General features: G+C 67.9%; 21 protein-coding genes. 14 read left to right on the top strand and 7 right to left on the bottom strand.

What is annotated here, in order from left to right; genetic code table 11:
• Window positions 1-83 precede the first annotated feature (83 nt).
• The 5 genes from ettA (at window position 84) to HV783_RS01005 (ending at window position 3,468) form a co-directional block, all read left to right on the top strand.
• On the top strand, window positions 84-1,757 hold the full coding sequence (gene ettA / locus HV783_RS00985; RefSeq protein WP_006388972.1) for an energy-dependent translational throttle protein EttA: 1,674 nt from the start codon (window positions 84-86) through the stop codon (window positions 1,755-1,757).
• 58 nt (window positions 1,758-1,815) lie between these two features.
• Window positions 1,816-2,088 (top strand): type II toxin-antitoxin system VapB family antitoxin, encoded by a 273-nt coding sequence (locus HV783_RS00990; RefSeq protein ID WP_336235836.1) that lies wholly within the window; start codon window positions 1,816-1,818, stop codon window positions 2,086-2,088.
• Window positions 2,075-2,452: a type II toxin-antitoxin system VapC family toxin gene (locus tag HV783_RS00995; protein WP_054501788.1), complete on the top strand. Its 378-nt coding sequence runs from the start codon at window positions 2,075-2,077 to the stop codon at window positions 2,450-2,452. Before HV783_RS00990 ends, HV783_RS00995 begins: the two co-directional genes overlap by 14 nt.
• Window positions 2,453-2,519: 67 nt before the next feature.
• Window positions 2,520-3,053 (top strand): isochorismatase family protein, encoded by a 534-nt coding sequence (locus tag HV783_RS01000; protein WP_054501787.1) that lies wholly within the window; start codon window positions 2,520-2,522, stop codon window positions 3,051-3,053.
• A gap of 190 nt (window positions 3,054-3,243) precedes the next feature.
• Entirely contained in the window at window positions 3,244-3,468 is a 225-nt protein-coding gene (locus HV783_RS01005; RefSeq protein ID WP_006388976.1) for a YMGG-like glycine zipper-containing protein, read from the top strand.
• Window positions 3,469-3,601: 133 nt separating this feature from the next.
• Here HV783_RS01005 and minE read toward each other — a convergent pair whose 3' ends face one another.
• From minE to HV783_RS01025, 4 genes are all read right to left on the bottom strand, one after another.
• Window positions 3,602-3,859 (bottom strand): cell division topological specificity factor MinE, encoded by a 258-nt coding sequence (minE, locus tag HV783_RS01010; protein ID WP_006393143.1) that lies wholly within the window; start codon window positions 3,857-3,859, stop codon window positions 3,602-3,604.
• 3 nt (window positions 3,860-3,862) lie between these two features.
• Window positions 3,863-4,678 carry a septum site-determining protein MinD gene (minD, locus tag HV783_RS01015; protein WP_006388978.1) on the bottom strand — a complete coding sequence of 272 codons (816 nt, stop codon included), beginning with the start codon at window positions 4,676-4,678 and terminating at the stop codon, window positions 3,863-3,865.
• A gap of 188 nt (window positions 4,679-4,866) precedes the next feature.
• The gene (minC, locus tag HV783_RS01020) at window positions 4,867-5,784 is read right to left on the bottom strand and encodes a septum site-determining protein MinC (RefSeq protein ID WP_054501786.1); all 918 of its coding nucleotides are present in this window, start codon (window positions 5,782-5,784) and stop codon (window positions 4,867-4,869) included.
• Window positions 5,785-5,874: 90 nt separating this feature from the next.
• Window positions 5,875-6,606, bottom strand: a complete 732-nt coding sequence (locus HV783_RS01025; RefSeq protein WP_064522726.1) for an IclR family transcriptional regulator — start codon at window positions 6,604-6,606, stop codon at window positions 5,875-5,877.
• A gap of 103 nt (window positions 6,607-6,709) precedes the next feature.
• Here HV783_RS01025 and HV783_RS01030 point away from each other — a divergent pair, with 103 nt between their 5' ends.
• The 3 genes from HV783_RS01030 to HV783_RS01040 are packed head-to-tail and all read left to right on the top strand — an operon-like array spanning window position 6,710 to window position 9,917.
• Complete coding sequence (locus HV783_RS01030) at window positions 6,710-7,636, top strand: hydroxymethylglutaryl-CoA lyase (RefSeq protein WP_116793222.1); 927 nt, start codon at window positions 6,710-6,712, stop codon at window positions 7,634-7,636.
• Complete coding sequence (locus tag HV783_RS01035) at window positions 7,633-8,874, top strand: CaiB/BaiF CoA transferase family protein (RefSeq protein ID WP_175188545.1); 1,242 nt, start codon at window positions 7,633-7,635, stop codon at window positions 8,872-8,874. The genes HV783_RS01030 and HV783_RS01035 overlap by 4 nt, the downstream gene beginning before the upstream one ends.
• A gap of 50 nt (window positions 8,875-8,924) precedes the next feature.
• Window positions 8,925-9,917, top strand: a complete 993-nt coding sequence (locus HV783_RS01040) for a Bug family tripartite tricarboxylate transporter substrate binding protein (RefSeq protein ID WP_080977322.1) — start codon at window positions 8,925-8,927, stop codon at window positions 9,915-9,917.
• A gap of 282 nt (window positions 9,918-10,199) precedes the next feature.
• On the opposite strand, the gene HV783_RS01045 is transcribed toward HV783_RS01040, so the two are convergent.
• Window positions 10,200-11,966 carry a glutamine--tRNA ligase/YqeY domain fusion protein gene (locus HV783_RS01045; RefSeq protein WP_064523363.1) on the bottom strand — a complete coding sequence of 589 codons (1,767 nt, stop codon included), beginning with the start codon at window positions 11,964-11,966 and terminating at the stop codon, window positions 10,200-10,202.
• 136 nt (window positions 11,967-12,102) lie between these two features.
• Between HV783_RS01045 and HV783_RS01050 the strand changes: the two genes are divergently transcribed.
• Window positions 12,103-13,446: a cytochrome ubiquinol oxidase subunit I gene (locus tag HV783_RS01050; protein ID WP_175188547.1), complete on the top strand. Its 1,344-nt coding sequence runs from the start codon at window positions 12,103-12,105 to the stop codon at window positions 13,444-13,446.
• The gene (locus HV783_RS01055; RefSeq protein ID WP_054501782.1) at window positions 13,443-14,498 is read left to right on the top strand and encodes a cytochrome d ubiquinol oxidase subunit II; all 1,056 of its coding nucleotides are present in this window, start codon (window positions 13,443-13,445) and stop codon (window positions 14,496-14,498) included. Before HV783_RS01050 ends, HV783_RS01055 begins: the two co-directional genes overlap by 4 nt.
• A gap of 103 nt (window positions 14,499-14,601) precedes the next feature.
• Here the strand turns inward: HV783_RS01055 and recQ are convergent, their stop codons facing one another.
• Together recQ and HV783_RS01065 are read right to left on the bottom strand one after the other, a co-directional pair.
• Window positions 14,602-16,431, bottom strand: coding sequence for a DNA helicase RecQ (recQ, locus tag HV783_RS01060; protein WP_054501781.1), 1,830 nt, complete (start codon window positions 16,429-16,431; stop codon window positions 14,602-14,604).
• Between the two features lie 94 nt (window positions 16,432-16,525).
• Window positions 16,526-17,830, bottom strand: a complete 1,305-nt coding sequence (locus tag HV783_RS01065; protein WP_144655805.1) for a fimbrial protein — start codon at window positions 17,828-17,830, stop codon at window positions 16,526-16,528.
• 222 nt (window positions 17,831-18,052) lie between these two features.
• Between HV783_RS01065 and HV783_RS01070 the strand changes: the two genes are divergently transcribed.
• From HV783_RS01070 to HV783_RS01085, 4 genes are all read left to right on the top strand, one after another.
• Window positions 18,053-18,754 (top strand): response regulator, encoded by a 702-nt coding sequence (locus tag HV783_RS01070; protein WP_006388986.1) that lies wholly within the window; start codon window positions 18,053-18,055, stop codon window positions 18,752-18,754.
• On the top strand, window positions 18,754-20,307 hold the full coding sequence (locus HV783_RS01075; RefSeq protein WP_054501780.1) for a sensor histidine kinase: 1,554 nt from the start codon (window positions 18,754-18,756) through the stop codon (window positions 20,305-20,307). Before HV783_RS01070 ends, HV783_RS01075 begins: the two co-directional genes overlap by 1 nt.
• Before the next feature lie 97 nt (window positions 20,308-20,404).
• Window positions 20,405-21,478, top strand: coding sequence for a Holliday junction branch migration DNA helicase RuvB (gene ruvB, locus HV783_RS01080; protein WP_054501779.1), 1,074 nt, complete (start codon window positions 20,405-20,407; stop codon window positions 21,476-21,478).
• A gap of 35 nt (window positions 21,479-21,513) precedes the next feature.
• Window positions 21,514-22,479, top strand: coding sequence for a threo-3-hydroxy-L-aspartate ammonia-lyase (locus tag HV783_RS01085; RefSeq protein ID WP_054501778.1), 966 nt, complete (start codon window positions 21,514-21,516; stop codon window positions 22,477-22,479).
• The last annotated feature ends 16 nt before the right edge of the window (window positions 22,480-22,495 follow it).

Here is a 22,495-nt window from a genome sequence, read left to right on the forward strand (position 1 = left end):
CGCGCGCGGACCCCGCCCGCACGCCTGTCCGGGTTCCGGCCTACAATCAGCGATTCATCAGCTTTCTTTCCCTATACGAGCCCATGGCCCAATACGTCTACACCATGAACCGCGTCGGCAAGATCGTGCCGCCCAAGCGGCAGATCCTGCGTGACATCTCGCTTTCGTTTTTTCCTGGCGCCAAGATCGGCGTGCTGGGCCTGAACGGCTCGGGCAAGTCGACGCTGCTGAAGATCATGGCGGGCGTGGATCGCGAGATCGAAGGCGAAGCCATCCCCATGCCGGGCCTGAACATCGGCTATCTGCCGCAGGAACCGCAGCTCAACCCCGAGCACACGGTGCGCCAGGCGGTTGAGGAAGGCCTGGGCGCGGTGGTCACCGCCAAGAAGCGCCTGGACGAAGTCTATGCGGCCTACGCCGAGCCTGACGCCGACTTTGACGCGCTGGCCGCCGAGCAGGCCGAGCTGGAAGCCATCATCGCGGCCGCCGCCTCCAGCGGCGCCGACGACATCGAACACCAGATGGAAATCGCCGCCGACGCGCTGCGCCTGCCGCCCTGGGATGCCATCGTCGGCAACCTGTCCGGCGGTGAAAAGCGCCGCGTGGCGCTGTGCCGCCTGCTGCTGTCCAAGCCCGACATGCTGCTGCTGGACGAGCCCACCAACCACCTGGATGCCGAAAGCGTCGAATGGCTGGAACAGTTCCTGCACAAGTTCCCGGGCACCGTCGTGGGCGTGACCCACGATCGCTACTTCCTGGACAACGCCGCCGAATGGATCCTCGAACTGGACCGCGGCTACGGCATTCCCTGGAAGGGCAACTACAGCTCGTGGCTGGAGCAGAAGGAAGATCGCCTCAAGCAGGAAGAGGCTTCCGAATCGGCCCGCCAGAAGACCATCAAGAAGGAACTGGAGTGGGTGCGCCAGAACCCGAAGGGCCGCCAGGCCAAGGCCAAGGCGCGCCTGGCCCGCTTCGAGGAACTGTCGTCCTACGAATACCAGAAGCGCAACGAGACCCAGGAAATCTTCATTCCGGTGGGTGAGCGCCTGGGCAACGAGGTCATCGAGTTCAACAACGTCAGCAAGGCCTACGGCGACCGCTTGTTGATCGACAACCTCAGCTTCAAGATTCCGGCTGGCGCCATCGTCGGCATCATCGGCGCCAACGGCGCCGGTAAATCGACGCTGTTCCGCATGATCGCGGGCCGCGAGCAACCGGATTCGGGCGAAGTGAAGATCGGCCAGACCGTCAAGCTGGCCTACGTCGACCAGTCGCGCGACGCGCTCGAAGACAAGAAGACCGTGTTCGACGCGGTCGCCGACGGCGCCGACCTGATCACCGTGGGCAAGTTCGAGATGTCCTCGCGCGCCTACCTGGGCCGCTTCAACTTCAAGGGCGGCGACCAGAACAAGGTGGTCGGCCAACTGTCGGGCGGTGAACGCGGCCGCCTGCACATGGCCAAGACGCTGATCGCCGGCGGCAACGTGCTGCTGCTGGACGAACCGTCCAACGACCTCGACGTCGAAACGCTGCGCGCGCTGGAAGACGCGCTGCTGGAGTTCCCCGGCAGCGTCATGGTCATCAGCCACGACCGCTGGTTCCTGGACCGTATCGCCACGCACATCCTGGCTTTCGAGGGCGATTCGCAAGTTGTGTTCTTCGACGGCAACTACCAGGAATATGAAGCCGACAAGAAGCGCCGCCTGGGCGAAGAGGGCGCCAAGCCCAAGCGCCTGCGCTACAAGGCACTGAAGTAAGCCGGCCTGCCAGGCGGTCCGAAAATCCCGGCCATTGCGCGCCGGGATTTTTTTTCGGATGATAGAATCAAAAAGTTCATCATTTGATGCGAATTTTTGCTCCAATCATTGCAAGGAGGCCAGTGTGCGCACGACTGTGACGCTCGATGACGACCTGCTCGAATTGGCCCGTACCTATACGGGCGTCCAGGAGACATCGGCGCTCGTAACGCGAGCGTTGACCCAGCTTGTGCAGAAAGAGGCCGCGAAGCGGTTGGCCAAGCTTGGTGGTAGTTCGCCCAAGTTGAAGCCTATCCCGCGGCGGCAGACGGAATGCAATGATCCTGGTTGACACTTCCATCTGGATAGACCATTTATCCGACGGCGAGCCATATCTGGTGCGCTTGCTGGAGGAAGAAAGTGTATTGATGCACCCGTTCATCGCGGGTGAATTGGCGCTGGGTTCGTTGGGCCGACGTGATGTCGTATTGGGCGCGATGTCGCTATTGCCTCAAGTCGTGCGTGCGAGTCATGACGAAGTCATGCACTTTCTTCATAGCGAGAAATTGTTTGGAAAGGGCATCGGCTATGTGGATTTACACTTGTTGGCGTCCACGCGACTGACACCTGGCGCTGCGCTATGGACCCGGGACAAACGGCTGCGGGCGCTCGCCAACACCTTGAGCCTGGCGGTTGATCCCCCGAGATATCATTGAATGAAGCGGTTTGGCGTGATGGTCATACCGTATCGTCGATACCGCCTTCAACCTCAGGAGACCTCCCATGCTGCTGCAAGCCTCCGATTCCACGCTGCTCATCGTCGACATGCAGGGCCGCCTGATGCCCGTGATCCACGACGGCGACGCGGTGTTGGCGGCCAACGCCAAGCTGGCGCGGGCCGCTCGGCTGCTGGATGTGCCCGTGGTCGCGACGGAACATCACAGCAAGATGCTGGGCGTCACGGTGGCGCCGCTGGCCGAACTGGTGCAGTCCACGTTCCAGAAGATGCACTTCTCCGCCGCGCGCGAGCGTGGCTTCGAGGCCTGGCTGCCGGCGGCGCGCAAGACGGTCCTGGTGACCGGCTGCGAAGCCCACATCTGCGTGTTGCAGACCGTCATCGGTTTGACCGAGCTGGGCTACAAGGCGGTGCTGGTGGCCGACGCGGCGGGCTCGCGCAAGCCATCCGACCATCATGCCGCGCTGCGCCGCGCGCGCGCCCACGGCGCCGAGATCGTCACGTCGGAAATGGCCATTTTCGAGTGGATGGAGACTTGCGAGCATGCACGCTTCCGCGACGTGTTACGTCTGGTCAAATAGCGGCCCGTTCCAGCAACACTGTCCCTGGGAAGCGCAAGGATTCCCTCGCCGTTTGACACAATTCCTGGGCAAACTTCACAGCGCGGGGCGGGATATTTTGCGATCCTGAAGGCTCTAAACCCACAAGGGGCATCGTGCGCTCGCGTCTGGATCTTGGTGCGACCCCGGGGACAAGAATAGGAGCCTCATCATGAAAATCGCATCTCTTTCCAAAATCTGTGTCGCTGTTGCCATGGCCGCGGCCATGGCGGGTTGCTCGTCGTGGGACAGCATGAGCCATCGCCAGAAAAGCACGGTGGGCGGTGCGGCGCTCGGCGGTGTGGCGGGTGCCGTCATCACCAACGGCGGCATTCTCGGCACGGTGGGTGGCGCCGCCATCGGTGGCGTCATCGGCGATCAGGTGGGCAAGCACTAAGCCGCGGACGAGGCAGTCGCCAGCGTCGGCTGGCGTGCCGAGCCCACACGCAAAAACGCCCGGCATCGCCGGGCGTTTTTTTGCGTGCGTTGCGCGCGCATCCGGCGCCGGCCAGCGGCGCGCGGAGAACGCGTCAGGACTCGCTTTGCGGCATCTCGATCTTGACCTCGAGCACTTCGAGGGTGTCCTGGCGTTCCAGGTGCACCTTGATGTCCTCGGGGTTGATTTTCACGTATTTCGAGATCACGGCGATCAGTTCCTGCTGCAACTGCGGCAGGTAGTCGGGCGAATCGCCACGGCCCCGCTCGTGGGCCAGGATGATCTGCAACCGTTCCTTGGCGACGGAAGCGGATGTTTTCTTTTGACCAAGCAGAAACGACAGGAAGGACATTGCTTACTTGCCTCCGAACAGGCGTTTCAGGAAACCCGGCTTTTCGTAGTCGGTAAAGCGCAGGGCCTTGTCTTCGCCCAGGTAGCGGGCCACGACGTCCTTGTAGGCCTCGGACACGTCGGTATCTTTCAGGTGGATGGCGGGCAGGCCCTGGTTCGAGGCCTGCAGCACGGCTTCGGACTCGGGGATGACGCCGATCAGCTTGATGCGCAGGATGTCCTCGATGTCGCCCAGCGACAGCATTTCGCCGTCGACCACGCGCTTGGGGTTGTAGCGCGTGAGCAGCAGGAATTCCTTGACCGGCTCGCCGCCCTCGACGGCGCGCTTGGACTTGGCCGCCAGGATGCCCAGGATGCGGTCGGAGTCGCGCACCGACGAGACTTCGGGGTTGGTCACGACCAGCGCGTCGTCGGCGAAATAGGCCGCCATCAGCGCGCCCGTCTCGATGCCGGCGGGCGAATCGCAGACGATGTAGTCGAAGCCCATTTCCTTCAGGTCGTTGATGACCTTTTCCACGCCTTCCTGCGTCAGCGCGTCCTTGTCGCGCGTCTGCGAGGCGGGCAGGATGAACAGGTTTTCAAGCTGCTTGTCCTTGATCAGCGCCTGGTTCAGCGTGGCTTCGCCCTGGATCACATTGACGAAGTCATACACCACGCGACGCTCGCAGCCCATGATGAGGTCGAGGTTGCGCAGGCCGACGTCGAAGTCGATGACAGCGGTCTTGTGGCCCCGCATCGCGAGGCCCGCGGAAAAACTGGCGCTCGTCGTGGTTTTACCCACGCCGCCTTTGCCGGAAGTCACCACAACAATGCGTGTCATGACGATCAAACCCTTATGTTCGAATAAATCGCGTTATCGTAAAGCAAAAAGCCCGTGTAAGGCTTCTTACAGAATGTGTTGAACGGGCACGGCCCGTTCGAGACTGACAGAGTATTGCGTTGCAGGACCGTTTCGCGCTGGCGCGGTCTTGCGCCAGTCCGGCCGGCATGGATCCCGGGCAGGGCATCTCAGGCTTTCAGGGCCTCGATGCGCAGGGTGTCGCCATCCAGCCGTACCAGCGCGGGCTGGTTGTGCAGCGAGCGGTCGAGCTTGTCTTCGACCACGCGGTACACGCCGGCCACGGCCAGCAACTCGGCATCCAGGTGCGTGGTGAAGATGCGTGCCGACGTGTCGCCGCGCGCGCCGGCCATGGCCTTGCCGCGCAGCGGTCCGTACACATGCACGTTGCCATCGGCGATGACCTCGGCGCCCTGGCTGACCATGCCGATCACGACCAGGTCGGTGTGGCGCGCGTAGACGCGCTGGCCGGAACGCAGCGGCCGGGTGATGACCAGCGCCGACGACGATTGCGGCGCGGCCGGCGTCGGGCTCGGCGCCGACGTGGTGCTGGCGGCGGCGCGCTCGGGCAGCGGCTCGGCGGCGGGTTTGCCGGCAGTCTTGTCCGCGGATTGATCGGCCGTCTTTTCGGTTGCCTTTGCCGTTGCCTTATCGGCCGGCGCTTCGGCGGCGGGCGTGGGGGCGGGCGCGATCTCGACGGCGGCGGCCGGCACCGACGGCACCGGCGTGGCGACGTCGTTGGGCGGCGCGGTGTCGATCACCTGTGCCGGACGCGCGGCCGGGGTCGACAGCTCCACCGGCGTCAGGCCGGCGGCGCGGGCCGCGGCCAGGTTGGCGCCTTCGGCCACCACGCCGATAGGGGGCAGGTTGTGCCCGCGCAAGGCGGCGACCAGCGCGGCCCAGTCGATGGCGTCCTCGACGCGGCTGGCGTCGATCACCACGGGCTCATTCTCGAAGAAGCTGCCGGCGTCGGCCATGCGCTTGGCCAGCGCGGCGTTCAGGCGTTCGGGGTCGGCACTGTGCAGGACCACCCGGATCGCGTACAGGGTGGCGCTCTTGAAGTCCAGGGCTAGGGATTCAGTGTTCATCTTGGTTGGGGCTGGCGGCTCGGGGCGCCGGGAAGGGGCGCGCGCAACCGTCTGCGGAATGTCGGGCATGATAACCCGCCCAGGCCCCGTTCAATCGGTCGGCCAAGGGTAAAAACCCCCCAGGTTGCGGGTGGCTTCGGCGGCGGCGGCCACCACCAGCGCAGCATGCTCGCGTTGCAGCCGAGGCGTCGGCATGGTCAGCGTGACGGCGCCGGCCAGGGCGCCCGTTTCATTGAAGACCGGCGCCGAGATGCCGGACAACTCGGGCATGCGGTCGCCCTCCAGCACGACCACGCCGCTGTGGCGGATGGTCTCGTACGGCTCGCCGGCCGCGCCGGCGAAGGCCATCAGCACGCGTCCGCCCGCGCCCCGTTCCAGCGGCAGCAGGTCGCCGGCCTTGATGTGGTCGCGCACCGGCTGCGGCGAATCCACCCGATACAGGCACAGGCGATGGTCGCCCTGGCGCACGTGGAACGCGGCGCTTTCGCGGGTCACGCGGGTCAGTTCCCGCAGCACCGGCATCACCACCCCTTCCAGCGAGAACGACGCCGCATACACGGCGTGCAGCCGCGCGATCTCGGCGCCCAGTGCGTATTGGCCATCCGCCGTGCGCTGCACCAGGCGGCCATGTTCCAGCGAGGCCAGCAGGCGCAGCACGGTGCTCTTGTAGAGCTGGGTGCGCTCGGCCAGTTCCGCCAGCGACAGCGAGGCGTCGCCCGCGCGGAAGGCGGACAGCACCGACAGCGCGCGATCGACCGCGGCGGCGCCGCCGGGCGCGGCGTGCTGGTCGGCGAGGGAGGGCTGGCTGGCTTTTCTCGGCATGGCGAAACGGCCTTTCGGGCAGGCAGGGTTGACACCCGGAATCCGGATGGGGAATAATTTATAGAACGACGTTCTATCTTATAGAACGATAAGGAGAAAGTCAATGCCCCAGATTCTAGTCAGCGAGGTCGGCCCCCGGGATGGGTTGCAGAGCATCGCCGCCGTCATGTCCACGCCCGCCAAGCTGCGCTGGATCGGCGCGCTGGCGGCGGCCGGCCTGCGCGAAATCGAGGTCTGCTCGTTCGTGCCGCCCAAGCTGCTGCCGCAGATGGCCGATGCCGCCGAAGTGGTGGTGGGCGCGCGCGAACTGCCCGGCCTGCACGTCGCGGCGCTGGCCCCCAACCTGCGCGGCGCGCAGGCCGCCTTCGAGGCCGGCGCGGCCAAGGTCACGTTGCCGGTGTCGGTGAGCGAGGCCCACTCCCTGGCCAACGTGCGCAAGACCCACGCGCAGATGCGTGACGAAGTCGCGGCGGTGGTGGCGCTGCGCGATGCCCGCTTTCCTGGCGTGACGCTGGAGGCGGGGCTGTCCACCGCCTTCGGCTGCACCCTGGCCGGCCGGGTGCCGGAAGCCGACACGCTGCGCATGGCGGTGGCCATGGCGCAGTTGGGCGTTGACGAGGTCGGGCTGTCGGACACCACCGGCTACGCCAATCCGGCGCAGGTGCGTCGCTTGTTCAAGGCGCTGCGCGCCGAGCTCGGCGCGCGCGCCGGCGGCGCCCATTTCCACAACACCCGCGGCCAGGGGCTGGCCAACGTGGTGGCGGCGCTGGAAGCCGGCGTCGACACCTTCGACGCCAGCCAGGGCGGCCTGGGCGGCTGCCCCTACGCGCCCGGTGCCACCGGCAACATCGTCACCGAGGACCTGGTGTTCCTGCTGGAGTCGATGGGGCTGGATACCGGCATCGACGTCGACGCGCTGATGGCGGCCCGCGCCGCGCTGCGCGACGGGCTGCCGGGCGAACCCTTGTACGGTCACGTGCCCGACGCGGGCCTGCCGAAAGGATTCACCTACGCGCGGGAGGCCGCATGAGCGCGCATGACGCACATCCAGCCAGGGACGAACCGGCGCTGCCGCTGACAGGCGTGCGGGTGGTCGAATTCACCCACATGGTGATGGGTCCCACCTGCGGCATGATGCTGGCCGACCTGGGTGCCGAGGTCATCAAGATCGAGCCGGTGCAGGGCGACAACACGCGCCGCCTGAAAGGCTCGGGCGCGGGTTTCTTCACCATGTTCAACCGCAACAAGAAGAGCCTGCCAGTCAATCTGCAGGATCCGCGCGGTATCGAACTGGTGCTCAAGCTGATCGCCACCGCCGACATCGTCAGCGAGAACTTCAAGGCCGGCACCATGGCCCGGCTGGGGCTGGACTACGCCACGCTGTCGAAGCTGAACGAGCGCCTGATCTACGTCTCGCACAAGGGCTTCCTGCCCGGTCCCTACCAGCACCGCACCGCGCTCGACGAGGTGGTGCAGATGATGGGCGGCCTGGCCTACATGACCGGCCCCGAAGGACGCCCCTTGCGGGCGGGCGCGGCCGTCAACGACATCATGGGCGGCATGTTCGGCGCCATGGGCGCCATGGCCGCGCTGCTCGAGCGCCAGCGCACCGGCCGCGGCCAGGAAGTGCAGAGCGCGCTGTTCGAGAACAACGTGTTCCTGGTCGGCCACCACATGATGCAGTACGCCGTCACCGGCAAGCCGGCCGCGCCCATGCCCAGCCGCATCTCCGCGTGGGCGGTGTACGACGTCTTCACCGTCAAGGACGGCGAGCAGATCTTCCTGGCCGTGGTGTCCGATACCCAGTGGAAACTGTTCTGCGACGCCTTCGGCTTTGCCGACCTGGCCGCCGACGCGCGCCTGGCGGGCAACAACGACCGGGTCGAGGCCCGCGCCTGGCTCATGCCGATCCTGCGCGAACGCCTGGCGTCCGAGCCGGCCGCCGCCATCGCCGCCCGCTTCGAGGCGCACGGCCTGCCTTACGCGCCCATCGCCAAGCCGCAGGACCTGTTCGACGATCCGCACCTGGCCGCCACCGGCGGCCTGGCCGAGATCGCCCTGCCGCAAGACGGTGCGGGCAGCGGTGCGGGCAACGCGCATGCCAAGGTGCCGCTGCTGCCCATCACGCTGGGCGGCCGCCGCCCCGGCGTACGTATCGATCCCCCGGCATTGGGCGCGCATGGCGCCCAATTGCTGGAAACCCTGGGGCTGAGCGCGACGCAGATCGCGGCCCTGACCGAAGCGGGCGTCGTCGGGCCCGTGAACTGACCCGGCCGGCCCCGGCCGTTCCGCTACGCATTCCATCTGGAGACAACCTCATGCAAGTCCTTTCGCGCCTCATGCCGCGCCGCCTGGCCGCGGCCGCGATCGCCGTCGCCACCCTGGCCGGCGCCGCGCCCGCCATCGCCGCCTATCCTGAACGCCCCATCAACCTGGTCGTGCCGATGCCGCCGGGCGGCGGCACCGACGTCGTCAGCCGCCTGCTGGCCGAGCGCCTGGGCGTGGCCACCGGCTGGAACCTGGTGGTGCAGAACAAGCCCGGCGCCACCGGCAATATCGGCATGGACTACGTGGCCCGCGCCCAGCCCGACGGCTACACCGTCGGCATGGGCCAGGCCGCCAACCTCGCGATCAACCCTGCGCTGTACCCGAAGATGCCCTTCGACCCGAAGAAGGACTTCACCCTGGTCGGCCTGGTGGCGGCCCAGCCGGTGGTCCTGGTGGTGCGCGCCGACTCGCCCTACAAGACCCTGGCCGACCTCGTCGATGACGCCAGGAAAAAACCCGCCGCCTCGCTGCGTCTGGCCTCCGCCGGCAACGGCACCATCGGCCACATGTCCGGCGTCATGCTCGCGCGTCGCGCCGGCGTCGAGTTCCTGCACGTCCCCTACAAGGGCGCCGGCCCCGCCGTCACCGACCTGGTCGGCGGCCAGACCGACCTCTACTTCATCACCCCGCAGACCGCCTTCCCCCTGCTCGCCGCCAACAAGCTGCGCGCCTTGGCCGTCACCTCCAATGCCCGCCTGGCCGCCTTGCCCGACGTCCCCACCGTGGCCGAATCCGGCTACCCCGGCTTCGAAGCTTCCGCCTGGACCGGCCTGGTCGGCCCCGCCGGCATGTCCGCCGACATGGTCAACCAGCTCAACGCCCGCATGCAGGCCGTCCTCAAGGAACCCGCCGTCATCAAGCGCCTGGAAGACGAAGGCAGCCAACCCCTGGGCGGCACCCCCGCCGACTTCGAGGCCTACATGAAAAGCGAAACCGCCAAGTGGGCCGACGTAGTAAAGGCCGCCAACATCAAACTGGACTGAAAGAGGGCGGGGGGCGTCCCCGCCCCCAAGCAACCACCACGCCCCCCTCCGCGCAGCGCCCATCGCCCCGACGCCAGACCCCACGTATGCCAAAACCGGCCGCCCGCGCGGCCGATTTTGGCGGGCCCCGCAACCCTCTCCAGAACCCCAAGGTCCAGCAGCACTCCATGTCTCCACACCGGTAGCGCCTCGCGCGGCCTACGAAGAACCCTCCCAACTGGCCATAAAAAAAGCGCCCGAAGGCGCTTCTTTCAATGCACAACGCCAAAAGGCAAATCCCGTTCACCCCTGCGCCCAAGAATCCCGCAACGTCACCACCCGATTCAGCACCGGCTTCTCCACCGTCGACTCCTTCAAGTCAGCCGTGAAATAGCCCAGCCGCTCGAACTGCCACGTCGCCCCCGGCGTCGCCACCGTGCCCGGCTCCAGCCACGCCGTCACCGTCTCCTTCGAATTCGGATTCAGGCAGGCCAGGAAATCCTTGTCGCCGCCGTCCGGCCGCGGATCCGCGAACAGGCGGTCGTACAGGTGGATCTGCGCCGGCACCGCATGCGCCGCGCTGACCCAGGTGATATTGCCCTTGACCTTGACGCTGTCCGCCCCCGGCGTGCCGCTGCGCGTCTCCGGCAGGTACTCGGCCTGCACCTCGACCACTTCGCCGGCCTCGTTCTTGGTGAAGCCCGTGCAGCGCACCACATAGCCATACTTCAGGCGCACGAGGTTGCCCGGGAACAGGCGGAAATACTTCTTCGGCGCTTCCTCGCGGAAGTCATCGCGCTCGATCCACAGTTCGCGCGACAGGGGGAACTCGCGCAGTCCGGCCTCCGGATCGTGCGGATTGCGCGGCGCCGTGCAGATCTCGGTCTGGCCTTCCGGGTAATTGGTGATGACCAGCTTGAGCGGATCCAGCACCGCCACCGAGCGCGGCGCGATCGGGTCCAGGTCGTCGCGCACGGCCTGCTCCAGCAGGCTGTAGTCGATGCGCGAATCCGACTTCGACACTGCCGTGCGGTCGCAGAACAGGCGGATCGAGGCCGGCGTGTAGCCGCGGCGGCGCAGGCCGAAAATGGTCGGCATGCGGGGATCGTCCCAGCCATCCACGTGGCCTTCGCGCACCAGTTGCAGCAGCTTGCGCTTGCTGGTGACCACGTAGCTCAGGTTCAGGCGGGAGAACTCATATTGGTGCGGCAGCGGCCGGGCCAGCTTGCCCAGTTCGGCCAGGCGTTCCAGGATCCAGTCATAGAACGGGCGCTGGTCCTCGAACTCCAGCGTGCAGACGCTATGGGTGATGCCTTCCAGCGCGTCCTCCACCGGATGCGCCCAACTGTACATCGGGTAGATGCACCACTGGTTGCCCGTGCGGTGGTGAGTGGCGTGGCGCACGCGGTACATGACCGGGTCGCGCAGGTTGATGTTGGGCGACGCCATGTTGATCTTGGCGCGCAGCACCAGGCTTCCGTCCGGATGCTTGCCGTCGCGCATCTCGCGCAGCAGCGTGATCGACTCGGCGGCCGGGCGGTTGCGCCAGGGCGAGTCGACGCCGGGTTCGGTCAGGGTGCCGCGGTTGGCCCGGATCTCGTCGGGGCTCTGTTCATCGACGTAGGCGTGGCCGGCCTCGACCAGCGCCTCGGCGAACTCATACATATAGCCGAAGTAGTCGCTGGCGAAATACAGGTTGTCGCGGCCGTCGGCCTTCCAGTCGAAGCCCAGCCAGTGCACGGCCTCGATGATGGCGTCGACGTACTCCTGGTCTTCCTTCTCGGGGTTGGTGTCGTCAAAGCGCAGGTGACAGACGCCGCCGAAGTCGCGGGCGAGGCCGAAGTTCACGCAGATGCTCTTGGCGTGGCCGATGTGCAGATAGCCGTTCGGCTCCGGCGGAAAACGGGTGCGGATCTTCGCCGGATCGGGTTCGCCCTGCTGCTGCACGGAGGCCGGCCCAGGCTTGCCCGCCCAACGCTTGCCCTGGAAGCGGTTGGCTTGCAGGTCGTCTTCGACGATGTTGAGCAGGAAATTGGATGCGGCGGGGGTCGGCGTCGTGGCGGAGGTCATTCTTGAAAGAATAGGAAAAAGCAGCGACAAAGCGTCAATTTTGCCACGTTCCCGGGACAAGCCATTTTTGGCTCGCTGCAAGCGGTTTCAAACTGGCCCCCATTGTCGTGTAACTGGCTCTACACTACGGGCCATCATGGATATCTCCACCCTTTCCCTGGCCCGCGCGCAATTCGTGGCCAGCCTGAGCTTCCTGGCGCTGTTCCTGGCCGTGGCCCTGGCGCTTGCGTGGGTCCTGCTGTTTTTCAAGATACGCGCCCGCGTCTCGGGGCAGGGCGGCTGGACCGCCGCCTACCGCTTCTGGGTGCGCATTTTCGCCCTGTCCTTCGTGCTGACACTGGCCGCCTGCGTGCCCGTGCTGATCCAGCTCGGCAGCCTGTGGGCCGGCCTGATGGACAAGATCGGCAACGTCGCCGGTCCGCTGCTGGGCTACGGCATCCTGTCGGTCTTCATCCTCAAGTCGTGTTTCCTGGGCGTCATGCTGTTCGGCCAGCGCCGCGTGTCCGACGGCGCCCACACCCTGGCGGTGCTGATGGTGGCCGTGGGGCAACTGGTGGCGCTGTTCTGGGTGCTGGCGCTGCAATCGTGGATGCAGACGCCGGACGGCGCCGTGCTGGTCGATGGCCGCTACCAGGTCTACGACTGGGTGGCGGTGGTGCTGAACCCCTCGGTCGGCTGGCGCATGGCCGTGGTGGTGGTGGGCTCGGCCCTGGCGGCCGCCTTCCTGATGATGGGCGTGACCGCTCTGCAGGCCCTGCGCCGTCCGCTGGACGACGGCGAGCGCTGCACCTTCAAGACCGGCTTGGCGATCGCCGCGCTGGCTTCCGTGCTGCAATTGCCGGTGGCCTCGGGCGCCGGCCAGATGGTGGCGCAGTACCAGCCCGCCAAGGCCGCCGCCGCCGCCGGCTACTGGGAAAGCGGCGCCGAGCCGCGCCTGGTGCTGTTCGGCTGGCCGGACGCCCGCAACCATGTCAACGTGGCCGACTGGACCTGGAACAACGCTGGCGGCATGTGGTTGCACCGCAATGAAGACGGCACCTACCAGGGGCTGGACAAGTATTCCGGCATGCTGCCGCCGGTGGCGCTTACCTTCTGGTCGCTACGGGTGGCCGCGGGGCTGGGCCTGCTGATGCTGGCGGTGTCATGGGTCACGCTTCTGTTGACCTGGCGCCGCGGCATGGATGTCGCGGTGGTCCCGCAATGGTGGCAGCGCGTGCTGTGCGGCATGATGTTTTCCGGCGGTATCGCCGTCGTGGCCGCCTGGTGGGTGTCCATCATCGGCCTGCAGCCCTTCGCGGTCAACGGCACGATCACCCAGACCGAGGTGCTGGGCCCCATGTCTTCCAGCACCGTGCTGTACGGCCTGGTCGGGTACGGCCTTCTGTACGCGTTGCTGCTGGCCGCCTTCGCCGGCATGCTGTTCCACGCGGCGCGCTACGGCGTGGTGCCGGTGCGCAAACTGGGCGGGGGAACGCCATGATCGCCATGCTCGCCGCCTCGCAGGGGCTCAGCCCCGATGATCCTTCCTTCTGGATGCCGTTGGCGTTCATGGGCCTGCTGTTCGTGGTGGTCGCCGCCGGCGTGGTGCTGGATGGCTTCGACCTGGGCGTGGGCATCCTGCTGCAGCTCGCGCCCGAGCAGGAACGCGGCCGCATGATGAGCCTGCTGAGCCCCTGGCGCGACGCCAACGAATTCTGGCTGCTGTTGGGCATGGGGCTGTTCGCTTCCGCCTTTCCATTCGCCTGGGGCGCGGTGCTGGGCAAACTCTACGGGCCGCTCACCTTCATGGTGCTGGGCGTGGTGCTGCGCAGCGTCTCCTTCGAATTCCGCATCCGCGCCCGCAACGAGGCCAAGCCGCGCTGGATCTTCGCCTTCTGGGCCGGTTCGCTGATGACCGCCTTTGGGCAGGGCATGCTGCTGGGGCGCATTGCCACTGGCTACCAATCCGACGCCGGCTATGGCTGGTTCGCGCTGTTCGTCGGCCTGTGCGCCGTGGCCGCCTATGTGCTGCTGGGCGCGTCGTGGCTGGTGATGCGGGTCGACGGCGAGCTGCAGCGCCGCGCGGCCAACTGGGCGCGGCACGCGATCCGCTGGACCGCGGTCGGCATGGTCGCCATCGCCGTCACGCTGGGCCTGGCCAACGCCGGCATCTTCTACAAATGGAGCAACATCGCCCACCTGAGCCTCGCGGCCACCGTATGGGTGCTGATGCTGGCGGGCTTCGTTGCCGCCGAAATGCTGCTGGCGCGCCTGCCGGGCCGCGCCGACCGCTTCAGTTGGCTGCCGTTCGTGCTGTGCGTGGCGCTGTTCCTGCTGATGCTGAGCGGCCTGGCCTACAGCCTGTTCCCCTATCTGATCCTGGACGACATGACGCTGTGGGACGGCGCTGGCGCGCTGGGCTCGATGCGCCTGGTGATGGCCGGCGCGGTGGTGGGGATCCCGGTGGTGCTGGTGTTCAACATCCTGGCCTATCGCTCGGTGTTCGGCAAGGAGCGCGCGCCCGTGCCGCTGTTGCCGCCGCCGTCGCCTTGATGCCGCCGGGGGTGAGGCGACGGCGGATGGCCATGCCATCCGCTGTGCCGCGCCGCCGCCGTCGGCCGCCCCTGCTCCCGGGGATGCCGCGCCAAGCCCGGCCTTACAGCACCGGCCGCGCCACCCGCTGCAGGATTTCCTCGCCGTAGGCTTCCAGCTTGCGCGCGCCGACGCCGCTGATGTGGCTGAGGGCGTCCATCGAGTCGGGCTGGGCCAGCGCAATTTCGCGCAGCGTGGCGTCGTGGAAGATGACGTAGGCCGGCACGCCGTGGCTCTTGGCCACTTCGCCGCGCCAGGCGCGCAGCGCCTCGAACACCGGTTGCAGTTCGGCGGGCAGGTCGATCGCGGCGGCCTTGGCGCGGCTGCCGCCGGTCTTGCCGGAGCGGGCTTTCTTTTCGGATTCGCGCCGCAGCATCAGTTGGCGCTCGCCCTTGAGCACGGCGCGGCTGCCTTCGGTCAGGGCCAGCGTGCCGTAGCCTTCGTTGTCGACCGTCAGCAGGCCCTGCGCCAGCAACTGGCGCAGCACGCCGCGCCAGGCGGTATCGCTGAGGTCTTCGCCCACGCCGAACACGCTGAGCGTTTCGTGGCCGTGCTGCTTGGTGCGGTCGGTGACCTTGCCGCGCAGGATGTCAATGATGTGGCCGGCGCCGTAGCGCTGGCCGCGTTCCTTCCACAGCCGGTACACGGCGGACAGCACCTTCTGCGCCGCCACCGTGCCGTCCCAGGCCTGCGGCGGGTCGAGGCAGACGTCGCAGTTGCCGCAGGCCGTGATGTGCTGGCCGAAGTACGCCAGCAGCCGCACGCGGCGGCATTCCACGGTTTCGCACAGGCCCAGCATGGCGTCCAGTTGCTGGCCAAGGCGGCGGCGGTAGGCGTCGTCGCCGGGGGATTCGTCGATCATGCGGCGCTGCTGCACCACGTCCTGCAGGCCGTAGGCCAGCCAGGCGGTGGCGGGCAGGCCGTCGCGGCCGGCGCGGCCGGTTTCCTGGTAGTAGCCCTCGACCGACTTGGGCAGGTCGATGTGCGCCACGAAGCGCACGTCGGGCTTGTCGATGCCCATGCCGAAGGCGATGGTGGCGACCATGACCACGCCGTCCTCGCGCAGGAAGCGCGCCTGGTTGGCGGCGCGCACCTGGGGGCTGAGCCCGGCGTGATAGGGCATGGCGTCGATGCCCTGGTTGCAGAGGAATTCGGCGGTTTCCTCGACGCGTGCCCGCGACAGCGCGTAGACCACGCCGGACTCGCCCTCGTGCTCGGTGCGGATCATGTCCAGCAACTGCTTGCGCACCTCGTTCTTCTCGACGATGCGGTAGCGGATGTTGGGGCGGTCGAAGCTGGAGACGAAGTGGTGCGCGTCGGTCAGCGACAGGCGCTGGGCGATCTCGTTACGGGTCTCGGCGGTGGCGGTGGCGGTGAGCGCGATGCGCGGCACGTCGGGCCAGCGCTCGTGCAGCATCGACAGGCCCAGGTACTCCGGCCGGAAATCGTGGCCCCATTGCGAAACGCAGTGGGCCTCGTCGATGGCGAACAGGGCGATGTTGCCGCGTTCCAGCAGTTGCAGGCAGCGGTCGGTCAGCAGGCGTTCGGGCGCCACGTACAGCAGGTCCAGCTCGCCGGCCAGGAAGGCCTGTTCGACGTCGCGGGCCACGCGCCATTCCTGGGTCGAATTCAGGAACGCGGCGCGCACGCCCAGCTCGGTCAGCGCGTCGACCTGGTCTTGCATCAGCGCGATCAGGGGCGAGACGACGATGCCGGTGCCTTCGCGCACCAGGGACGGGATCTGGTAGCAGAGCGACTTGCCGCCGCCGGTGGGCATCAGGACCAGCGCGTCGCCGCCGTCGATGACCTGCTGGACGATGGCTTGCTGGTCGCCGCGGAAGGATTCGTAACCGAAAACGCGCTGCAGGACTCCGAGGGCGCGCGTGTCAGACATGGGGGTAGGCCGTGAGCATCATGGCGGGGATTTTAAGCCGCAAATCCGGCGACCCGGGCGCGCGGGGGCATTTTCGTCCACCGGCCCGGCCGCGTCACCAGCTCAGCCAGGTGCCGCGCATGAAGGTGTCCACCGGCATGCTGAGGTTGGCGCGCCACTCGTAATTGCCCGAAATGATGTCGCGGTCGGCGCCCACCGCCAGCTTGACCTTGGGCGCCACGAACATGCTGTGGCTCAGGCCGACCCGCTGCTCGGCCAGCGCCGAACCTTCGTGCAGGCCCGAATAGGTGCCGCTGAGCGTGCCCCAGCCGGTGATCGGCACCCCGGCGGTCAGGGTGTTGCGGGTCTGCGGGGCCGCGGCCACGCCGCCGGAATAGGTCGACAGGTCGCCGAAGCCGGCGCCGATCTGTTCGTTGGTGTAGCCCAGGTTGACCGCGTCGGCCACGTCCACGCTGTAGCCGAAGCGGTAGCGCCAGGCGCTGGCGGCATCGAACGAACTCTGGGTGGCGCCGGCCTGGAAGGTGCCGTAGTCGCCGGCGGCGTAGGTGGTGCCCATGCCGCGGGTGGTCAGCGACGGCGCGCTCTGCATCTGGCCTTCAAGCGTCAGCACCGGCGTCAGCCCGTAGCGCACGGTGCTGTTGCCGACCGAGGCGCCATAGTCGACCGCCCCGGAAGTGGCCGACGGATCCATGCGGTTGAGCCGGCCGAGTGAGGACGAATAACCGAAGCTGCCCTCGGCCAGCGGCGCCGTGGTGCTTGGCAGGTTGGAGATCTGCAGGCCGCCGACCGGCGCGCTGCTGCCCCAGGCGGGCGCATTGGCGTTGATGTTGCCCACCGAAAACGACGGACCGGTGGTGTTGCGGTACACCCAGTTGCGGTCGCCGCCGTAGCGCAGGCCGTCCTGGCCGCTGACCGAGGCGAACCAGGGGCGGCTCGGCCGCGATACGCCGGAGATCACGACCACGGGCACCCGAGGTATGTCCCCGCTTTCCAGGTCGAAGGAGTAATCCGGCGCATCGGCGGGCGCCGCGGCCGTCTGGGTCGCTTCGCACCCGAGCGGGCCAGCCGCAGCATCCCCCGACAGGCTGGGTCCCGTCCCCGGAATTGTTTCGTCCTCGCCGCCGCCCGCCACGCTGGTGTCCATGGCCGGCTCGGCGCCCTGGAGGTCGCAGGGTGTCGGGTCCAGCGGCACCGCCCGCGACGCCATCGAGGGCGCGGGCCGCACCGGCACCGGCTGCACCGGCGACAGGGCGCCGATGCCGCGCGCCACATACGCCGGGGCCGGCGGGGGAGACGAGGGGGCGGCGGGCGCGCCGGACGCGGGGATCAACGGGCTGGCCAGGCCAGCCGTCAACGCCGTGTGCAGCAGCCGCCTGCGCCAGGATGCAGGGGCGACCATAACCAACAGTGTAGAAAGGGGACGTTGCCCCAGCTGTAAACGATTTTTAGTAAACCGGACCAGCGTATGCGGGGCAATGTCCAGTATTTTAGGGCCAGTCCCGGCTGGCGGCGATGTCGGCGGCAACGGGACGGCATCGCCGGCAAACATCGTGCAACAGGTATATTTCAGATGATTTCCCGGCTCTTGCCGCCAGAGGCGGACGGCTCCACTATGGCATCCATGGACAATCACCACACCAAGCTGCTGGTCGTCGACGACGATCCGGCCCTGCGGCAACTGCTGGCCGACTACCTGAACCGCCACGGCTACGACACGCTGCTCGCGCCGGACGCCAGCGACCTGCCGTCGCGCATCACCCGCTATGCCCCGGACCTCCTGGTGCTGGACCGCATGCTGCCCGGCGGCGACGGCGCCGACGCCTGTCGTCGCCTGCGCGAACAGGGCGAAGACATCCCCGTCATCCTGCTGACCGCCCGCGACGAGGCCGTCGATCGCATCATCGGCCTGGAGGCCGGCGCCGACGACTACGTCGGCAAGCCTTTCGATCCGCGCGAACTGCTGGCCCGCATCGAGGCAGTGCTGCGGCGCAAGCGCGGCCCTTCCGCGTTGACCAAGGACGCCCCGGTTGCGTTTGGTCCCTTCCTCTTCGACCCTTCCACCCGCCAGTTGTCGCGCGACGGCACCGTGGTCAAGCTCACCGGCGGCGAAATCAACCTGCTCGAAGCCCTGGTGCGCAACGCCGGCAAGCCGCTGTCGCGCGAACGCCTGCTGGCGCTGGCGCGCGACGACGACGCCGGCGAGCGCAACGATCGCGCCATCGACATCGCCATCCTGCGCCTGCGCCGCGTCATCGAGGACGATCCCAAGCAACCCCGCTGGATCCAGACCGTCTGGGGCATCGGCTACCGGTTCTCGCCCTGATGCGCTTCTCCGCCGGCTTTCTGGTGCCCCGTTCGCTGCGGGCGCGGCTGATCCTGCTGATTCTCGGATCGGTGTTGCTGACACAGGCGGCGACGCTGGTGACGGTCTCGTACTTCCGCCACAAGTTCATGGAAGACGTGGCCATCGGCTACATCACCACCACCATCCGCACCTTGCGCGCCGCCGTGTCGCAAGTGCCCGCCGAAGATCGCGCCGACTTCGTGCGCGCCGCCTCGCAGAACCAGTGGCGCCTGTGGTCGCGGGTGCTGCCCGCCGAGGCCAAGCTGCAACGCTTCAATGGCCGCCGGCCGCCGCCGCGCAATGCGCAGCATCCGCCGCCTCCGCCGCCGCCACCACCGAGCGCCCAGATCCAGGGGCCGCCGTTGCCGCCCGAGATGCGCGGCGACGAGCGTGAAGTCGAACGCGAAGAACGCCACGCCGAACGCGAGCGTGAACGCGAAGAGCACATCCGCCGCTACAAGCCCGAACCCGACGACATCCGCCGCGACCTGCGCGGGCTGGTGCAGCAGCTCAACGAGCGCCTGAACGATGGCACCCGGGTGGCGCTGTCGCGCGGCCCCACGCCGGAGATCTTCATCTCGCTGGCGCCCAACCCGGCCAGCGAGGATGCGCCGCGCCTGCGGGAGTGGCTGGTGATCCCGCTGGACCGTCTGGACCCGCCCGTGGCCACGCCTTTCATCGCCGCCTGGCTGGGCGGCCTGGGCCTGTTGCTGTTGCTGGCGGTGGGGTTTTCCTGGCACATCACCCGCCCCATCACCCGTCTGGCCGACGCCGCCGACCGCCTGGCCGCGGGCCAGCCGCAGCGGGTGGAGCCTTCCGGTCCGCACGAGACCCGGGTGCTGGGCGAACGCTTCAACGCCATGCTGGACGCGCTGTCCGAATCCGATTCCGTGCGCCGCACGCTGCTGTCGGGCCTGCCGCACGACCTCAAGGGACCGCTGTCGCGCATGTGGCTGCGCATCGAGCTGGCCGACGATTCGGCCCTCAAGGAAGGCCTGCGCACCGACCTGCAGGACATGCAGCATATGGTCGACCAGTTCATCGGCTTCGTGCGCGGCACCGATCCGGCTGCCTACCGCTATGCGTCAATGGCGCTGCCCGACTGGCTGACCGAGCGCGTCAATGCCTGGCGCGGCGCCGGCACCGACGTTACGCTCAAGACCGCTGGCGGCGATGACGCGCTGGTCGTGCACGGGGACGCAGTGGCGCTGGGGCGCCTGCTCGACAACCTGATCGGCAATGCCCTGAACCATGGCGCGCCGCCCGTCGACATCGGCCTGCGGCGCGAGGACCGCTACGCGGTGCTGGATGTCTCCGACCATGGCCCTGGCATCGTGCCGGAGCGGCGCCTGGAGGCGCTGCGACCCTTCAGCCGGTTGGACGACGCCCGTACCCGCACCGGCAGCGTCGGCCTGGGGCTGGCGCTGGCCGAGGCCATCGCGCGCGCGCACGGCGGTTCGCTGGAACTATTGCAGGCCGAGTCGGGCGGGCTGTGCGTGCGGGTCAAGCTGCCGGTCGTGGACGGCGCCTGATTCCGCCCCGGGGGCGTTTTGGGCGCGGACCCCGCCCCGGGCCCAGCGGTTACGGTACGATGCAGCATCCCGCTCAGTATCCAGTCGTTCCCGCACCATGGCCATCCAGTCCGATTCGCTTTCCTCCCGCCCCGACGCGCCTCGCATCGTCGCGCCCCAACCGGCGTCGCCCAACGAGGAGTCGATCGAACGCGCCCTGCGGCCCAAGGCGCTGGAAGAATACGTCGGCCAGCGGCGCGCGCGCGAACAGCTCGAGATCTTCATCGCCGCCGCCCGCAAGCGCGGCGAGGCGCTGGACCACGTGCTGCTGTTCGGCCCGCCGGGCCTGGGCAAGACCACGCTGGCTCACATCATCGCGCATGAAATGGGCGTGCAACTGCGCCAGACCTCCGGCCCCGTGCTCGAGCGCCCGGGCGACCTGGCCGCGCTGCTGACCAACCTGGAAAAGAACGACGTCCTGTTCATCGATGAAATCCATCGCCTGTCGCCCGTGGTCGAGGAAATCCTCTATCCGGCGCTCGAGGATTTCCAGATCGACATCCTGATCGGCGAGGGCCCGGCCGCGCGCAGCGTCAAGCTCGACCTGCAGCCGTTCACCCTGGTCGGCGCCACCACCCGCGCCGGCATGCTGACCAATCCGCTGCGCGACCGCTTCGGCATCGTTTCGCGGCTGGAGTTCTACAACGCCGACGACCTCGGCCGCATCGTCACTCGCAGCGCGGGCCTGCTCAACGCCACCATTACTGCCGACGGCGCCGCCGAAGTGGCGCGCCGCGCCCGTGGCACGCCGCGTATCGCCAACCGCCTGCTGCGGCGGGTGCGCGACTACGCCGAGGTCAAGGCCGGCGGCACCATCGACGCCGACGTCGCCGGCCGCGCCCTGGCCATGCTGGAAGTCGATCCGCAGGGCCTGGACCTGATGGACCGCAAGCTGCTCGAAGCCATCATCCACAAGTTCGATGGCGGCCCGGTGGGCGTGGACAGCCTGGCCGCGGCCATCGGCGAAGAACGCGACACCATCGAGGACGTGATCGAGCCCTATCTGATCCAGCACGGCTACCTGCAACGCACGCCGCGCGGCCGCACCGCCACCCTGACCACCTGGCGCCACCTGGGCCTGACGCCTCCCGCCGGCGCGGCCAGCAGCAGCGGCGACCTGTTCGGCAAATAAAATCCGACTTTCTTCGCGTACAAAGGACTGTTTACATGCTGCCCGAACTGCCCTCATTCGACGACGTCGCGCGCGCCAGCGAGCGCCTGGCCGGCAATGCGCACCGCACGCCGGTGCTGACCTCGACCACGGCCGACGCCATCGCCGGCGCCTCGCTGTTCTTCAAGTGCGAGAACTACCAGCGCATGGGCGCGTTCAAGTTCCGCGGCGGCTTCAACGCCATCGCCCGCCTGACGCCCGAGCAGCGCGCCGCCGGCGTGGTCACGTTTTCGTCGGGCAACCACGCCCAGGCGATCGCCCTTGCCTCCAGGCTGCAGGGCGTCAAGGCCACCATCATCATGCCGCTGGACGCCCCGGCGGCCAAGCGCGCCGCCACCGAAGGCTACGGCGGCCAGATCGTCACTTACGACCGCTACACCGAGGACCGCGAAGAGATCGCGCGCCGCATCCAGGCCGAGACCGGCGCCACGCTGATCCCGCCGTACGACCACGAGGACGTGATCGCGGGGCAGGGCACCGCGGCCAAGGAACTGTTCGAGGACGTGGGCGAGCTGGACTACCTGTTCGTGTGCCTGGGCGGCGGCGGCCTGCTGTCGGGGTCGGCGCTGTCGGCATTCGCGCTCAGCCCGCGCTGCCTGGTCTACGGGGTCGAGCCGGAAGCCGGCAACGACGGCCAGCAGTCGCTGCGCAAGGGCGAGATCGTCCGTATCCAGGCGCCCAAGACGCTGGCCGACGGCGCCGCCACCACCCATCTCGGCAACCTGACCTTCCCCCTCATCCAGAAGTACGTGCGCGACATCGTCACGGTGACGGATGACCAACTGGTTTCGACCATGAAGTTCTTCGCCGAACGCATGAAGATGGTGGTGGAACCCACCGGCTGCCTGGCGGCCGCGGCCGTGCTCCAGGGCGTGGTGCCGGTGCGGGGCGCGCGCGTTGGCGTCATCATCAGCGGCGGCAACGTCGATCTTCCGGCCTACGGCAAGTTGCTGGCGGGCTGACCCGGGGGCGAGGCGC

This window comes from Achromobacter dolens, from assembly GCF_902859745.1.
GTDB lineage: Bacteria > Pseudomonadota > Gammaproteobacteria > Burkholderiales > Burkholderiaceae_B > Achromobacter > Achromobacter dolens.

Coding starts and splice junctions, on each gene's coding strand:
- ettA (WP_006388972.1), top strand. CDS start 84: ATGGCCCAATACGTCTACACCATGAACCGCGTCGGCAAGATCGTGCCG.
- HV783_RS00990 (WP_336235836.1), top strand. CDS start 1,816: ATGATAGAATCAAAAAGTTCATCATTTGATGCGAATTTTTGCTCCAAT.
- HV783_RS00995 (WP_054501788.1), top strand. CDS start 2,075: ATGATCCTGGTTGACACTTCCATCTGGATAGACCATTTATCCGACGGC.
- HV783_RS01000 (WP_054501787.1), top strand. CDS start 2,520: ATGCTGCTGCAAGCCTCCGATTCCACGCTGCTCATCGTCGACATGCAG.
- HV783_RS01005 (WP_006388976.1), top strand. CDS start 3,244: ATGAAAATCGCATCTCTTTCCAAAATCTGTGTCGCTGTTGCCATGGCC.
- minE (WP_006393143.1), bottom strand. CDS start 3,859: ATGTCCTTCCTGTCGTTTCTGCTTGGTCAAAAGAAAACATCCGCTTCC.
- minD (WP_006388978.1), bottom strand. CDS start 4,678: ATGACACGCATTGTTGTGGTGACTTCCGGCAAAGGCGGCGTGGGTAAA.
- minC (WP_054501786.1), bottom strand. CDS start 5,784: ATGAACACTGAATCCCTAGCCCTGGACTTCAAGAGCGCCACCCTGTAC.
- HV783_RS01025 (WP_064522726.1), bottom strand. CDS start 6,606: ATGCCGAGAAAAGCCAGCCAGCCCTCCCTCGCCGACCAGCACGCCGCG.
- HV783_RS01030 (WP_116793222.1), top strand. CDS start 6,710: ATGCCCCAGATTCTAGTCAGCGAGGTCGGCCCCCGGGATGGGTTGCAG.
- HV783_RS01035 (WP_175188545.1), top strand. CDS start 7,633: ATGAGCGCGCATGACGCACATCCAGCCAGGGACGAACCGGCGCTGCCG.
- HV783_RS01040 (WP_080977322.1), top strand. CDS start 8,925: ATGCAAGTCCTTTCGCGCCTCATGCCGCGCCGCCTGGCCGCGGCCGCG.
- HV783_RS01045 (WP_064523363.1), bottom strand. CDS start 11,966: ATGACCTCCGCCACGACGCCGACCCCCGCCGCATCCAATTTCCTGCTC.
- HV783_RS01050 (WP_175188547.1), top strand. CDS start 12,103: ATGGATATCTCCACCCTTTCCCTGGCCCGCGCGCAATTCGTGGCCAGC.
- HV783_RS01055 (WP_054501782.1), top strand. CDS start 13,443: ATGATCGCCATGCTCGCCGCCTCGCAGGGGCTCAGCCCCGATGATCCT.
- recQ (WP_054501781.1), bottom strand. CDS start 16,431: ATGTCTGACACGCGCGCCCTCGGAGTCCTGCAGCGCGTTTTCGGTTAC.
- HV783_RS01065 (WP_144655805.1), bottom strand. CDS start 17,830: ATGGTCGCCCCTGCATCCTGGCGCAGGCGGCTGCTGCACACGGCGTTG.
- HV783_RS01070 (WP_006388986.1), top strand. CDS start 18,053: ATGGACAATCACCACACCAAGCTGCTGGTCGTCGACGACGATCCGGCC.
- HV783_RS01075 (WP_054501780.1), top strand. CDS start 18,754: ATGCGCTTCTCCGCCGGCTTTCTGGTGCCCCGTTCGCTGCGGGCGCGG.
- ruvB (WP_054501779.1), top strand. CDS start 20,405: ATGGCCATCCAGTCCGATTCGCTTTCCTCCCGCCCCGACGCGCCTCGC.
- HV783_RS01085 (WP_054501778.1), top strand. CDS start 21,514: ATGCTGCCCGAACTGCCCTCATTCGACGACGTCGCGCGCGCCAGCGAG.